The following is a 13,484-nucleotide window of genomic DNA, read 5'->3' as shown; positions in this document are numbered from 1 at the left end:
GGGGCCTCAGGAGATGCGAACGCAGAGGGTGGAACCGTTGCGGTACATACCGCCGACAACGACGCCTGCAGTGGCGGCTGCAGCGTCATCGACGGCGTCAGGAAGGGCAGCCAGAGAGGCGGCGGCGATGAAGTCAGTGGCATCTGCCGTGGCCGCAGTGCCAAGGCCCAGCGCGCCGGCGATATGGCTGGCTGTCACGTCACCCTGCTTGCCCACGACGGACTGCACAGGGGCAGCGGCGGCGGCTTCGGACTCGGTCGTGTACTGCGGGTGCGGGTCCGCCTCTGCGACGTGATTGGCGATGCCGGCTTCCACGCGTGCATCGGCCCGGGGATCGGTGAAGTAGAGATTGCTGCCTTCGACAAGGTCGCTGGTGGTGGCCGAAGCGGTGGCGATCACCCTGCCGTAGGCATCGATGGTCACCTTGACCAAATCCTGACCGTCGCCGCTATCCTCCACCTTCGCCAGCGTGAAAACAGGGTCGCCGTCCCGACCGTTGCCGTTGGTAACGCGAATCCCGCCACCAGCCTGAAGGGTGCGTTGGCGCCAGTCGTTGGGGCCGACGCGCACCGGAAACCCAAGCCCTGTCATCCCAGCCAGAATCTTGATGTTCCCCGGCAGGTTGCCGATCTGGTCCCAGCTGACGCGCGGGGCTGATTGGTCAGCGCCAAAGCCAAGGGCTGATGCAGGAACGAGCGTCTTGCCATCGGGGCCATACAGATTCACGCCCACAGTCGCGCCCTTGGTGGCGCTGCCGTCGATGTTGACGACTCGACCGAGCGAGTCCTGCAGCTTGACCTTGCTCATGGCTGGGAACGCTCCCGGCCAAGTGCCCGGATCTCGCCCATGCGGGAATTGCAGTCCTGCAGGGCCAGCAGGTTGGCGTTGTAGGCGGTCACCACGGCCTCTACGGTGCGGCTGGTGGCGCGGGTGGTGACACAGGGCTGCGTCAGCCGGTCATCCAATGGAACCAGCTTCTCCACGGTGATGTAGACGGCCTGCGGAAGCTTGGCTAGTTCGGGTTGATGGGAGCAGCCAGCCAGCAGCAGGATCAGAGCAGCGGAATGGAATCGCACAGCGACACCTCCAATTGAGAGCGGCAGAGCGGCTGGGACTTGGCAGCCTGCAGGGCTTTCTCGGCGGCACTGGCCCGGCGCTGACTCTCCACCGCTGCCGCCTGGGCGCGGTCAGCAGCTGCGTTGGCTGCCGCCTTCTGGCGAGCCGCTTCGTCTATCGCCGCCTGGGTATGCCGGTTCACGTCCTCCAGCAGCAAGCCGCAGGCGTTCGCTGCGCGCAGGTTCTCGGCAGCAGCGGCAAGCGCAGCATCGCGCTGCCCCTCAGCCTTGTTGATGGCCTTCTGGCTCTTGGCAGCCTGAGTGTCCTCGCCATGGTTGCAGCCGGTGACGAACAGGCCGCCAGCAAGCAGGCACCACAGGGCCACGCGGATCAGGCCCACATACGGAGCGATGGGATCAGGGATCTGCATGGATGCCCCTCTTTGCCTTCTGCTTGAAGCTGGTGGCCACCGGGACCAGAAACGCCGAACCGACCGCCAAGGCCCCCATGGTGATCAGCATCCACTCGGGGAACACGTTCTGCGCGCGCTCCGGCATCAGGGCGTAGGCGCCAAGGCCAGCGGTTGCAGAGGCCGACAGGATGGCCAGCCAAGTGCTTGCGCGCCCCGCCACGCCGCGCCAGTTGAACCGAGCGCTCATCGCAGCCCCCTGAGCTGGCGCAGCTCCTTCAGCTCCTGGTCGTGCTGCTCGACCTTGATGGACTGCTTGGCCAGCTCCAGCTTCAGCGCCGGCACGTCGGCCAACTGTGTGTTGAAGGTCTGTAACTGCTGCTGCACCGTGGTCATCTGCTGGTTGGTCACCTGCTGCTGGGTCAGCACCTCCTGCATAGAGCTGACCAGCCACACGCCACCAGCTGCCACCAAACTGGTGAAGGCCGTGAAGATCACCTTCGCGAAGGGCCCGAACGAGATACGAGTGCTGCCGTCGTGGCTCGACTGGGCTTCCATGCTCATTCGCCCCTGCCCAACGTGCCGCCAGCCTTCTTGTAGACCAGCCGAAGCTTCTCCAAGCTCTGCTCATGCTGCCCGTAGTTGGCACCGGGCAGGCTGGCCCACTCCTTTGCGCACAGGGCCACCGCGCGGTCGAACTGCCCGTCCTTCACCGCGGCCAAGGCCTTGCGCCCACGGATCAGCTCGATGCAGCCCTTGTCCTGGCTCAGCGGGCTGAAATCCTTCAGCCCCAGCATCCGCTGCAGGGCGGTCCACGTCCGGGACAGGAATTGGTAACGGCCCGCTGCTGTCGATGCCAGCTTGGGGTTCAGGCGTACCAGCTTGTTCGGGTGTCGGCTCAGGTCGGTGAAGAGCGCCCCGCCCACCAACACGTCGTAGCCGTGGTTCATGGTGGCCTGGCGGCCGTTGTCGGTCCCCTCGGACCAAGCCAGCATGTCCAGAAACGCGACAACGTTCTGACCACTGGCTTCCTGTGCTGAGATTGTCGCCACTGCGGCCCCCACTGAGTAGATGGGGCTACGTTGCCTGTCAGGCGGGGGGGATCAATGGACGCGTAGGAGTTCCCTGACTGGTCTGTTGGTGCTAGCTAGGCAATAGTGCTGCTTCCAACCAAGGAGATGGTGATGAACGCCTCAGTGCACGCTTTTATTAGGAAACCGGTCGGATTGGCTCCGCGTGGGTCGTTGGTATTCGTTGAAGGAGGCTGGGCTCTTCGGACGTGGTTCGAAACACCCAATGGGGATCGCGAAAATATCCTTTACCTGACTGGCGATAAAGCTGGCTCAATTACCTTGGCGCCTGACATTCCCGGGCTTGTAATCAGCGAGGAGTATTCGGCCGATTTCAGGGTTGGCGATCTCACCAGCAGGCTTGTTGGCGAAGATCGAAGGAAGGCATTGAATCTTCTGTTCTGGGATGACGCCCCGGAGTTGTGGGGGCATATATCCAGTGCGCCTGAGCACAAGTACGGATTCAACTTGAATGGAGCACCGGCAATCGCGCGTGATTACCATGAGAGCTACCCTTCTTACTACGTCGATGAGTTTGAGGTCTGGCTGATGAAAGATGGTGTTCAGATTGGCGAAGAATCTATCTTCAAAGTAGGAGAGTGAGTAAGGCGCCGGTCGTCCATGATGGCCGGTGCGCTCCTCTGCGGGGCCGGCCGTTCGACGGTGGTAGGATGCCGACGGGCCCGGATTGGCCGGGTCAAGGAGGACCTATGCGCCTGAAATTGATGTTTGTCTCGTCCCTGACTCTTTGCTCGGTAACTGTTCACGCACAGGAGTCTGGCTGGTCAAAGCTGGGGGAAGCACTGGGTAGCCGGGATCGGGAAGCTGTCGATATGGTTTCCACCAACCTCGATGGCACCCAGGCCAATCGGGCTTACACGAGCTGCTTGGAGGCGAGGCTGCGTGAATATGCTCCGACCGGACAGAATGCTTTTGCCATGGCCGCAGCAGCGAAGGGGGCATGCGCGGAAGATCGGCGAGTTTTCTACTCAGCCGTGTACAACGACATGCGCAAGAACTCAGGAAGAAACGCCTCCATTCGCGCAGCCAATGCGATTATTTCCAACTACGATGCCGATATCGACAACAAGCTTCCTGGTCTTGCTATCGCGGCGAAGCAGAAGGCCCATCCAGGCGATACCGTCGACAAGTACAGCCAGATCGAGCGTTTAAAAGGTCTTTTGGAGAGTGGGGCACTGAACCAAGCCGAGTTTGACGCCGAAAAGGCAAAGATCCTCGGCGACTCTTCTTCCCATTGAGGCGGTCCGCCTTATGGCGGACTACCATCACGACATTGAGAGGGACTGAAGATGACCGAAGACCGATTCAAAGGAACCGGGGAGTTTCACCCCGACAGGGCCTGGGGCGAGATCCAGCGGAAAGACTGGGAGCGGAAGCACGAGCGGGGGTCGCGCCACGGCGGCTGGCTGGCTGTGGCGTTTGTTGGCTGCGTTCTAGTCTTCGTTGTCAGCGCCATCGGCTTCCTGCTGGGCCTTCCTCAGCTGCTCCGCAATATCTTCTAACTCACCGTCGTTCGAGCTCGTTGCGATATTTCGAAGCGAGCTCAAGCTTCCGGCCACCGACCCCTTCGGCGCAGTTGTCGCCCTGGCAAGCCATTTGACGAAACGCGGACTGGTCAGCAGACGAGCGCCGCCGTTTGCGGCAAGCCCTGCCCCGAGCAGCTGCGACGTGGTAGTTCCAGTCACATCCATCATGGACGCCACCAGCGCCGCCCCGTAGGTATATGCGGCCGCCCTGTTCGCGGTGCCACTCGGATTGGCGAAGAACGATGCCCCGCTTTTGATGTTGTCGGCCACGCGGGCGATCTGGTCCATGTCCTTGGCAAAGCCAGGGCCGTAGTGGCCGAACAGCTCCGCGCGCGCCTCATTGGACAGCTTGCTCCAGTTGGTCATGAAGGTGCCGGGGCTGAACTGCTCAGCAGGCAGACCGGCTTGGCCAGGCGTCGGGCGCCCCATTCGATTGAGTACAGCGGCAGTCAGCGACTTCTTGCCGTCGTCAGGCAGCGCCTCCATGACGCGCTTCAGCGTGGTGCCGCCCTCGCCCGCGCCGGCCATGACCGCGTTGTATACCTTTTCCGGACCGCCGTTCTTATTGACCACGCGCTCCAACTGCTTCAGCTGTTCTTGCGTCGACTTGAAATAGGCGTTGGCGCGCGCGAGCGCCGCAGGTGCCTGGCCTCCCTGTGCAGCAACAGCTGCCTCGATATCGTCGCCCATCGCGCGGTAGACGCCACGCAGCTGGGTGGTGGCTTTGTCCGGTGTCAGTGAGAAGTCGAAGAGCCCGTTGCCCAGGTTCGAGCGCAGATCCTTGAAGGTCTGGTACGGCAGCGAGTCGCCAGTTTCGCCGAGGTCCGCAGCGATATTGCGGGCAAGCTGATTCACCTCGTCGGGAATAAGCGAGCCGGAAGATGACGGGGCACCTGGGTCAGGCGTGGTAAGCCGCGTCAATTCGGCTCTGGTGCGGTCCAGCCGCACGGGTGCATCCGATTGTACGAGCTGGTCCACGGCATCGTAGAGCGCGCGGCGGCGTGCAGTAACGTCCCCCTTGAAGGAGGCGACACCACTCTCGATCGCGGTGCCAGCGTTCTGCCGAGTAGGATCGGGCGCCAGCGCGCGCGAACGACCAGCAAGGTTCTGTGCAATGTCGTCGCCCTGCCCCTGTGCGAAGCGCTGCATCACTCCAGAGCTGGTCGGTGCGCCGGCCAGTAGGTTCTCCACGCCAACCAGGTTGGAGTTTCCTGACGCCTGGCCCACGGAAGGCGTCGTGCCCAGCGCCTCAAAATCGGCGATGGTGTTGCGCATGGCATCTCCGGACCGGCCACGCACAGCGCCGCGCAGGGCGGCCGCACCGCCTTGGGCCAGGGCCGCCGGCCCAATACCGCCAGCAAGCGCCGCTGCAAGCTGACCGCCACCGCCCGCGCCATTTTCCCGCGCGGTGCCGGCCGCGCCCGCGCTGCCGATAGTGCTCAACACCTGCAGCAACGGCTGAGCCGTCAGGAACTCGCCAGCGCGCTCTGCTATGCCGGGAACTGCTGTTGGCGCAGGCGCAGCATTGGCAATCGTCGGTGCTGCTGCACGGCCGCCGCTCAGCGCTGCGCCGCCGCCCAGCGACAACGCGGTGCCAGTCAGCGCTTCGCCAATATCACCCAGCACGCGGTCTCCCGCTGTCTGCGCCTGCGGCAGGCCAAGCACATCCGCCAGTCGCGCGGCGTTGTCACGGAAGCTGGAGACCGGCCGGCCGGTGACATTCGTTTCCAGTGCGCCAAGCGCATCACCGCCGAATGCACCCAGCAGGCTGCCAGCGCCTTGCAGCGCTGATCGAGCGCCGAAGGCCAGGTCACGGCCGATGCCAGCCTTCCAGCCGTCCGCCTGCCTGTCGCTGGCGGTGCTGTCTACTGAAGCGGTGACGCCGGAGAAATCAGGCGGCAGTGCCTGGACGGCTGGCATATCCGTTACCGGGGCTTGACCGCCCCCGAACTGGCGCTGCAGAACCGCATTGATTTCCGCGTCCGGCATGCCATCCGGAAACTCGGCAATGCTGCCGTCGGGCAGATCCACCTCGATGGGCATTATTCGATCCTCCCGGTGGCCGGATTGAAGCGCCGGCGAACCGGTGCCGCGGGCTGGGAGCCGGCACCAAATGCAGCTGCGGCAGAAGCTGGTACTGGGCGCTGCGCTGCGGCAGGAGTGCCCAGCAGCTGGCCGCCCGCCGTGTACTCGCGGCCATAGTTCGCATTTACCAAGCCAGCCTTGCGCTGCTGGAGCTCCACCGCACGGGCGTTGATTTCCGAAAGACGCCGCAGCGCGCGGCGCACGGTCTGCTCATCGTTGGCGCTCATCAGCTCGTTGGCAGCGCGCTGGGCATCGCCTTCGGTCTGCACGCCGTTGTTGAGCCGCAGGGACTCGTTGACGATCTTGGTCCGATCAGCATCCCATTCGGTCAGGTTGACGTCGTTGGCGTTGGCGATGCCCAGTTTCGTGCGAGCAACGCCCGCCGCCGCCGCCCATGGGGAGACGCTGAGCGAACCGTCGGCCATCCGCGCCTCGGTCTTCCCAATGATGTCCGCCAGGACCTGCGTCCCTCCCAGGGCTTCCTCGGTGCCGAGAAGCTCGCGCAGCGCGCCAATCGGCAGCGACGCGGCGCCACCTGCCTGTTTACCGCTAGGATTCCACTGGCCCTGCCGCTGCAGGTCGAACTGCGCCCGCGCGATACCGAGCCGCTCCCGTGTGGCGTCTGCCGTCACATTGGAGCTGTTCGCACTGGCATACGACGCCGCAGAGCGTGCTTGGTCTGCGCCGATGCTGGCCCTTCCCTGGTCGGTGGTCGAGATGCCCCCGCCACCCTCCAGGAACTGGTTGTTGATCAGGTTCTGGCCCTGAACTGTCGCGAGCTGTTGTGGACCGGACGCCACGCCCCGCAGGTAGCGGTTGGCCTCGTTCCAGTTCGGCGCTTCCACCGCCGATTGCCGGAAGCCCTGTTCCTGCACGTCGCCCTGGTAGCCGCTGATTTGCGTCGGATTGATACCGGCAAGCAGTGCGTTTGTGAGTAGGTTGGCCTGCCCCGGATCAGCGACCACACCGCCAATGCTCGACGGCAGTTGGTCACGCGCCATCGCCTCGCTGCGCTTGATCTGCGCCCCTGCAAGCAGGGTAGCGAGCTGTGCAGCACGGGACTGACCCTGCTGGTATGCCTGTTCGCGGCGTGCGCCGCCGCCAGCGAATGCCTCACCCAAGGAGGCCCAACCATTCGTTGCCATGTCAACGCCCCCAAAGTTTCGGATTGGTGTACCAATTACTGGCTTCGCTTCCGAAGCCGCTGGCCGTGCCCGCAGTGCTCGCTGCGCTTCCTGCACGGCCAGCCACTCCGCGGCCAACGCCCTGCGCGACCATACCGGCCGCGCTGAGCCACGGATCAGCCTGAACAGATTGCAGCTGGAGATTGGAGAGGTAGTCGTCGCTCTGCGATTGCCGTCCGATCAGCCCCAGCTGGGTTGCGAGGTTGCCACTCTGCAGGCTCTCGCGCCGCCGCTGCTGTCGCGGCGCGTCCATCCGCGCCATCAGACTGGCAGCGTTCCGGCTGTAGTCTCCGATCCCCAACGCAGCATCGTTGGCTGCAGTGCGGTATGCGTCGCTGACAGCACCAGGCTGCCGTAGACCACTGCCGGCTGCCAGCTGGGCCGCCTGTGCCTGGTCGAGGAAACTGCGCTCCGTTGCGTCGCGCTGTACGGCTCCGTCGTCGGTGGCCCGCTGTGTGAGCAGATCGTTTACTGCTGCATTGGCCCGGTCCTGATTAGCTGACTGGGTGCGGATCTGCTGCGCCAAGCGGTCATCACGGGCGCTATTGGCCTTGTGCTGGGTGTACTGCTGGGTAGCAGCTCCTATCAGGGTGATAGCTGTGGCGACCCACGTCATGGCTGATTCTCCAAGGCAAGCGGCTCATCGTCGGGCATGATCACCAGCGCCTCGATGCGGTCCAGGTCGGTCTCGTCCGTAAGGTGGACGGTTACCAACTCGCTTGGGGAATGCGCGTAGATCGCGCGCTTCATCCCTGCAGGCGAGTCGATGATGTGGGTGCCCTGCAGCTCGTGCATTCCATCGGCGGTGCGGACGGTCACGTGGCCGGTGACGATCAGGGCGTGCCGGTACCGGTGCCGCTTCCCGACGACCAGGGAATGCGCCGGCATACTCATCTTGCGCAGGTACTGACCGGGCAGGAAGACGTGTTCCACAGGCATTTCAGCCTGCGGCATCTGTTCGCACAGTTCCTGCAGCCGCAGGATATCCGACAGGCTGGGCTGGCTGACCAGCGAAGTCATTGCATCCAGAACCTCGGGGAGTGCTCTCATCGGGCGCCGCCGTAGCCGAATCCGGGCTGGTACAGAGTGTTGTAAACGTCGCGGAAGCCACGGCGATCAGCCGCCAGATCTCGACTGCGCGTGTACACGTCGGATAACCCTCCGAACACGTCGCCGAGGGCATCCGCGCTTAGCCGTCCTTGCGCTGACTGCAGGTTGTTCTGCATAGCCAACGCCGATTGATTGGCCCCACTGGTCAGGCTCATGCCGCCGGCGACCTGAGATATTAGGTTCTGTCGAGATGTTTCATCAGCCGCCTGAAGGTCGGACAGCGCACCTTGTGCCAGACGTTCAGAGTCCAGCACGCCACGGCTGTAGTCCTCCCCCAATCGGCGGTTAGCGTCAACTGCAGCACTGCCGCCGGCGAGGCCGCTGCGCGCCATGGCGAACTTCAGGCTCCGATCGGCCTGCTCCTTCTGGCGGTCAAGCTCGCCGGTGTAGAACTGGCGGCTGGCGCCAAGGAAGTCATCCAGACCTGCCTGCCGGTTTGGGGAGCCATAGATCTGGTCGATCTGGCCCACGGAACGGTTGATGTTCGAGGTACGCCAGCCCTCGGTCTGTGCGGCGGCATTGGCCGCCTTGCTACCGCTACTTGCGCCCATCAGGCACCTCGCATTCGTGAAAAGTGGGCGATGTCCTCGCCATTCGCGCCCTGCCGCCGCCATATGCCATCGGGTTGGAGGCCCAGCGAGCGCTCGAACCACTCCAGCGCCTTCGTGCGGCTGGCCAGCGCGTTGACCTGGATGCGGCGCGCGTCGTTGGCGAACAGTTGCTCGATCAGCCAGCGCGTGGCTTTGGTCATCGATCGCCACTGTTCGGTCCAGCCATCAGAGGTGCCGACCATCCACGACTGCCAGATGCCTTGGCCGACGTACTCAAAGCCACCTGCGGCCGCCGGCGTGCCATCAGCACGCAGCACGGTCAAAGCGTATGGGGCAGACGCCGCCCACATGTTGACCAGCGCATGCGCTGCGGTGTCGGGGTTGTAGGCCGGTCCGCCGAGCACGGCGAGGAACTGCCGCTGCTCTTCCTCCCGCAGGCAGTCCGCCAGCACCACCAGATGCAGAGGCCGACAGCGGACGATGTTGCGAGGGAGGCGCGGCGAAATCATGCGCCTATGCTGCCCTCCGCCTATCCCTGTTCAAGGGTCACGTCATTGGCCGGAGATCCTGCAAATACAGGCCAAACGCATTCCACTGCCACGCCTCTGTGCCGTCGTAGACCAGCCGGACAGCAAACGATGGGCCAGCCAGCGGCAGCGGGATGGGCCCGCCGGTCAGCGTGTCGGGTCGGACCTCATACGGAGCGGTAAACGCGCCGCTGTTGGTCTGGTCATAGCCGACCTGCACCTGCACCTTGCCCTGCCCCACGATCTCAAAGCCGTAGAGCATCTTCGAGACACCTGGCTGACCGAAATCAAGCCACGGCCATTGGATGACCCCTTTGAAGGGGGTTGTGACCCCCGCCTGGACCTCGTCGCCGACCGCGCCCTCTTCCATCCGGTAGATACGGTCTTCCGAGCGCAGATACAGAGAATCGCCCTGGATGGCCCACGCGCCGACCTCGAACGGGAACAGGTAGCGCGACCAGGCGCCCACCTGTCCGATCTGGGTCATGGTGTAAACGAACACCTCCGTCGCGCCGTCGCGGGCGAACATCAGCCAGTACTGGCCAGCGGCAGGGTAGTACAGCGCCCGGGGCACCACGGCAGGGTCGGCCAGCCACGCCTGCACCAGCACGTCGATGGGCATGCCTACATCGCCCGCCTGGAAGTTGGTGCTGCTGGCAGCGATGCCCACCGTACGCACGCCTTGGCTGCTCAGGAACAGCAGATCATTGGATACCGCGGCGATGGCGCGATGCTGGGTGCTACCCATCGGCAGCGCATCGAGCAACGCCATGCTGGCTGGGTCTTCATCTACCTGCCAAAGCTGGAAAGCCTCGGCATTGAAGGGAATCAGGTTTCCACGATAGAGGCCCATGGCCGCCACCGGGTTGGCGCCATAGTTCTGCAGGCCCGTAGGCAGGAACCCGGCATCATCACTGCTGGTCCAGTCCTTCGGCGCCACGGTCGCGCTGTAGCGAATGGTGTCGCCATCCGCCGCGAATACCTTGGATGCCGCGATAGCCACCACCTTGCTGTTGGGGCAGTTTTCGTCCTCAATGCGGCGACTGACCGCTTGCCAGGTCAGGGTGCCGTCAACAACCGTGCCACCCACCTCTGGCGGCCATACTGGCTCGGCACCGCCGCTCACGAACAACGGTGCTGCCTGCCACGTGACACGGGTAATTGCCACCGCCTCCCAGGTCACACCACCATCGACAATCCGCTTGCCGAGGATGTTCGGCCACTCTGGCTCGCTGCCGCCCGTATGGCCGGTGCTGGCCTGAACCGCCTGATAGACGAGGCCAGCAGGAAGCCCGTTCACCGCGCCGGATACAGTCAGGGAATCGCCGTAAGTCAGGTGGTTATGGTCTGCCACCGACCAGAGCCCGATCACCGCGCGCGCGTACGCGGCACCAACTGGCTTGGGGGAAGTCACGGAAGACGTGCCCACGCCGCTGGTGATCATGGTGCCCTGGCTATAGGACACCATCACATCCTCTTCGTCGTACCACCGGATCTCGCACCAGCCACGGGTTGCGCCAGCGGCTGCTGGCCCCTGGTCGACCTGGCAAGTGGCATTGAGGTTTGCACCGTCCGCGACCACGAACCGCGCCTGATTGACCGCAGCGCCATCGCTGATGCTGCCCGGCAGCTCCAACCGGCCAGTATTGACCTGCGCACCACCCTCGATGTCCCAGCCAGCCGAGCCTGCACTGAAGTCTGCATTCGTTGGCGCAATGGGAGTTGGTGATGGCAAGTTGATGGGCCGGATCAGATCCCCGGGAGCAGCCTGCAGGCCAATGGTCCACGCCGGTACCGAACCGCCAGCCGTTCCGCTGCCAGCGTTCGCATACGGGTTCTCGATGGCAACGTCCTCGTTCACCGCCGCCCCGGCCTGTGCCGGCCACGTCGGTTCGGTGTCTCCGGAGCGGGCGCCCGCGCTGCTCACTGCAGTTACCGTGTAACGGAAACCATTGTTGGCCGTGGGCACGACGGTGTTGCCAGTGGCACGCACCGCGTATGCCTCCCACGTCGCGTAGCCGGATCCAGTGTCAGCCAGCCGGTAGGCCAGTCCATTGGGCACAGTGGGGCTCACAAGCGCATCGGGAAGGTATGTCGTGTTGGCTGCCCACGGGCTCCCCTCCTCCAGCCAGTAGTGATATGTCGAGCCGTCGGAGAACTCCGCCACGACGTATAGGTAGCCGAGAAACGGCAACGAAAAGTGAATCTCCTTCAGCGTGGCCGAGCCGTTGCTCGGATGCTTCAGCACCACTACGGAGTAGCCGGGGCCTGCCGGCATCACCGCATCGGCGAAAACCACGAAAGCCCCCTTGAAGGAGGTCAGCCCAACAGTCCCCGGCGGAAGCGTCAACGGCAGACGCGCGCCAGGGCGCATGCGAATCGTGCGTGCGGCAGTGACGTAGCCGTTGACCAGGTCGAACAGCGCATCCTCCGACGCGCCGCCCTTGTCCCGCAGCCGCGTGATGCCAGCCTTGACCGCAGATAGGTAGGTTGCACGCATTGATCAGCCCTCCGGCCAGCCGCCAACAGGAATGGGTCGAACGGCGGGCGCCGCCTGCCGGGTGCCGGGGATGTAGCGGCGCGTTCCGTGACTTCCCGCAACCAACTGCCGCACATAGGCCTGGGCCTGCTGCATGTAGTTGCCGGCGTCGGGCTGCCGATAGTGGGCTTTGGCGTTGGACAGGGCATGCAGGAACACAGCGCGGCTGTTGACTGTCAGCAGGTCGTTGTCGCCGTTGAGCCACTTCAGGCCGAGGTGTCCGCGCATCTTGATCGTGTATGCGCGGTCGGGGGCCGGGAATATCTCAATCACGCCGCTCAGGCGGTAGTAGGCAGGCTTGCTCAGCGAGGTGCTGGTGTAAAGCACCGGATCGATGCCGGAGATCAGCGGTGTCCACTGCGCCCCATCGAGGATGCCGGCCCAGGTGATACGACGGAAATCGAGGTACTGGTCCAGGTCCAAAGGCACGTCGTAGAGATTCGCGCCGGGGATGCACTCGATGGTCCACCAGCGTTCGGTACGCAGCTCTTTGTACTGCTGATAGAGCTGGTCCTGCGTGTCGCGGATGAAGCTGTTGACCATGGCGTCAAGATCGAACGGGCGCCGCTCGGCCATCTCCCGCAGTCGGGTGTAATACGCCTCGGCGTCCTTCTGTCCATACTTGGCCTTGGCATCGGCGATGGCCTGCATCTCCACCGCGACACCGTCGATGGCGGTCTTGTCGTCGTCCTCCACCAGCGGGGCAGATCCATCCTCGTAACGGTCCATCGCGTATCGCTGCAGCAGCGAGTCCTGGGCGGTGTTGATGATCTGGTCGATGTCCGCCGACTTGGACACCGTGGCGATGTATCCACCCAGTTGGTCGAAGTAGGCCTTCGAATCCTGTTGCCCGTGGTGGGCCTTCGCATTGGCCAGGGCCAGCAGGAAGATTGCCCACGGGTCCAGCGTCGTCAGGTCGTCGTCTTCCGCGAACGGCTGCAACGGCGTGCCGACACTCAGCCGATACTGGTGCTGCAGCGCCTCCTGCGCCTCGGTCAGGAAGTTGGTCAACAGTTCCTTCATGCCTGGCGGCCACGCTGCCGCCGTCGCCTGTACGGAGAAGCCCAGCCGACGCAGCAGGTCAATGCGTAACGATTGCATGGTTCGCGGGGTCGGCGCACCGACGTAGCTGAATCCAAGCGACGTGGCCACGGTAGAGCGAAGCTGGTCGAACGTCCGCTGGACCTTGACCGGAGCGACGACGAAACCAAGCCTCTGGATGATCTCGTCCCGACACTTCTTCAGCGACCACTCCACGCCGAGGGAGGCCAGATTCACCTGCCCGGTGTCGTAGTTGATCGGTGCGTCGTAGCCCAGCGGGCTGTCGTAGACGTTGCCGCCATTCACCATGATCGGTGCGTTGTTGCCGCCCATATCTCGCCCTCCAGAAAGAAAAACGGCCAGCC

The 13,484-nt window shown here is 64.0% G+C and carries 16 protein-coding genes; 2 read left to right on the top strand and 14 right to left on the bottom strand.

Features of this window, described 5'->3' with window-relative positions:
• Window positions 1-6: 6 nt before the first annotated feature.
• Genes H4O11_RS01715 through H4O11_RS01690 form a run of 6 tightly spaced genes read right to left on the bottom strand, consistent with a single transcriptional unit; the run spans window position 7 to window position 2,517 of the window.
• Window positions 7-807, bottom strand: a complete 801-nt coding sequence (locus H4O11_RS01715) for a hypothetical protein (protein WP_182337711.1) — start codon at window positions 805-807, stop codon at window positions 7-9.
• The gene (gene lysC / locus H4O11_RS01710) at window positions 804-1,076 is read right to left on the bottom strand and encodes an Rz1-like lysis system protein LysC (protein ID WP_182337710.1); all 273 of its coding nucleotides are present in this window, start codon (window positions 1,074-1,076) and stop codon (window positions 804-806) included. Before lysC ends, H4O11_RS01715 begins: the two co-directional genes overlap by 4 nt.
• On the bottom strand, window positions 1,052-1,486 hold the full coding sequence (locus tag H4O11_RS01705; protein WP_182337709.1) for a hypothetical protein: 435 nt from the start codon (window positions 1,484-1,486) through the stop codon (window positions 1,052-1,054). Before H4O11_RS01705 ends, lysC begins: the two co-directional genes overlap by 25 nt.
• The gene (locus H4O11_RS01700) at window positions 1,473-1,715 is read right to left on the bottom strand and encodes a hypothetical protein (protein ID WP_182337708.1); all 243 of its coding nucleotides are present in this window, start codon (window positions 1,713-1,715) and stop codon (window positions 1,473-1,475) included. The genes H4O11_RS01705 and H4O11_RS01700 overlap by 14 nt, the downstream gene beginning before the upstream one ends.
• Entirely contained in the window at window positions 1,712-2,029 is a 318-nt protein-coding gene (locus H4O11_RS01695) for a hypothetical protein (protein ID WP_246333209.1), read from the bottom strand. Before H4O11_RS01695 ends, H4O11_RS01700 begins: the two co-directional genes overlap by 4 nt.
• Window positions 2,026-2,517: a glycoside hydrolase family 24 protein gene (locus H4O11_RS01690; RefSeq protein ID WP_425505986.1), complete on the bottom strand. Its 492-nt coding sequence runs from the start codon at window positions 2,515-2,517 to the stop codon at window positions 2,026-2,028. Before H4O11_RS01690 ends, H4O11_RS01695 begins: the two co-directional genes overlap by 4 nt.
• A gap of 132 nt (window positions 2,518-2,649) precedes the next feature.
• Between H4O11_RS01690 and H4O11_RS01685 the strand changes: the two genes are divergently transcribed.
• The gene (locus tag H4O11_RS01685) at window positions 2,650-3,138 is read left to right on the top strand and encodes a hypothetical protein (protein WP_182337706.1); all 489 of its coding nucleotides are present in this window, start codon (window positions 2,650-2,652) and stop codon (window positions 3,136-3,138) included.
• 107 nt (window positions 3,139-3,245) lie between these two features.
• Window positions 3,246-3,794 carry an SHOCT domain-containing protein gene (locus tag H4O11_RS01680; RefSeq protein WP_182337705.1) on the top strand — a complete coding sequence of 183 codons (549 nt, stop codon included), beginning with the start codon at window positions 3,246-3,248 and terminating at the stop codon, window positions 3,792-3,794.
• Window positions 3,795-3,989: 195 nt separating this feature from the next.
• Here H4O11_RS01680 and H4O11_RS01675 read toward each other — a convergent pair whose 3' ends face one another.
• Genes H4O11_RS01675 through H4O11_RS01640 form a run of 8 tightly spaced genes read right to left on the bottom strand, consistent with a single transcriptional unit; the run spans window position 3,990 to window position 13,452 of the window.
• The gene (locus H4O11_RS01675; RefSeq protein WP_182337704.1) at window positions 3,990-6,125 is read right to left on the bottom strand and encodes a hypothetical protein; all 2,136 of its coding nucleotides are present in this window, start codon (window positions 6,123-6,125) and stop codon (window positions 3,990-3,992) included.
• Window positions 6,125-7,312 (bottom strand): hypothetical protein, encoded by a 1,188-nt coding sequence (locus tag H4O11_RS01670; protein ID WP_182337703.1) that lies wholly within the window; start codon window positions 7,310-7,312, stop codon window positions 6,125-6,127. The genes H4O11_RS01675 and H4O11_RS01670 overlap by 1 nt, the downstream gene beginning before the upstream one ends.
• 1 nt (window position 7,313) lies before the next feature.
• On the bottom strand, window positions 7,314-7,967 hold the full coding sequence (locus H4O11_RS01665) for a hypothetical protein (RefSeq protein ID WP_182337702.1): 654 nt from the start codon (window positions 7,965-7,967) through the stop codon (window positions 7,314-7,316).
• A complete protein-coding gene (locus H4O11_RS01660) occupies window positions 7,964-8,371 on the bottom strand; it encodes a hypothetical protein (RefSeq protein WP_182337701.1) in 408 nt (135 codons plus the stop codon). The genes H4O11_RS01665 and H4O11_RS01660 overlap by 4 nt, the downstream gene beginning before the upstream one ends.
• Window positions 8,372-8,397: 26 nt before the next feature.
• Window positions 8,398-9,012, bottom strand: coding sequence for a hypothetical protein (locus H4O11_RS01655; protein ID WP_182337700.1), 615 nt, complete (start codon window positions 9,010-9,012; stop codon window positions 8,398-8,400).
• Window positions 9,012-9,521: a hypothetical protein gene (locus H4O11_RS01650; RefSeq protein ID WP_182337699.1), complete on the bottom strand. Its 510-nt coding sequence runs from the start codon at window positions 9,519-9,521 to the stop codon at window positions 9,012-9,014. Before H4O11_RS01650 ends, H4O11_RS01655 begins: the two co-directional genes overlap by 1 nt.
• Window positions 9,522-9,558: 37 nt before the next feature.
• Complete coding sequence (locus H4O11_RS01645; RefSeq protein WP_182337698.1) at window positions 9,559-12,039, bottom strand: hypothetical protein; 2,481 nt, start codon at window positions 12,037-12,039, stop codon at window positions 9,559-9,561.
• A 3-nt stretch (window positions 12,040-12,042) separates the two neighbouring features.
• Window positions 12,043-13,452 carry a phage adaptor protein gene (locus H4O11_RS01640; RefSeq protein ID WP_182337697.1) on the bottom strand — a complete coding sequence of 470 codons (1,410 nt, stop codon included), beginning with the start codon at window positions 13,450-13,452 and terminating at the stop codon, window positions 12,043-12,045.
• Between the last annotated feature and the right edge of the window lie 32 nt (window positions 13,453-13,484).

Source organism: Stenotrophomonas tumulicola, assembly GCF_014117215.1.
In the GTDB taxonomy this organism is placed as follows: Bacteria; Pseudomonadota; Gammaproteobacteria; order Xanthomonadales; family Xanthomonadaceae; genus Stenotrophomonas; species Stenotrophomonas tumulicola.
The sequence above is the reverse complement of the archived record's forward strand: the minus strand, read 5'-3'. Positions and strand labels throughout refer to the sequence as shown.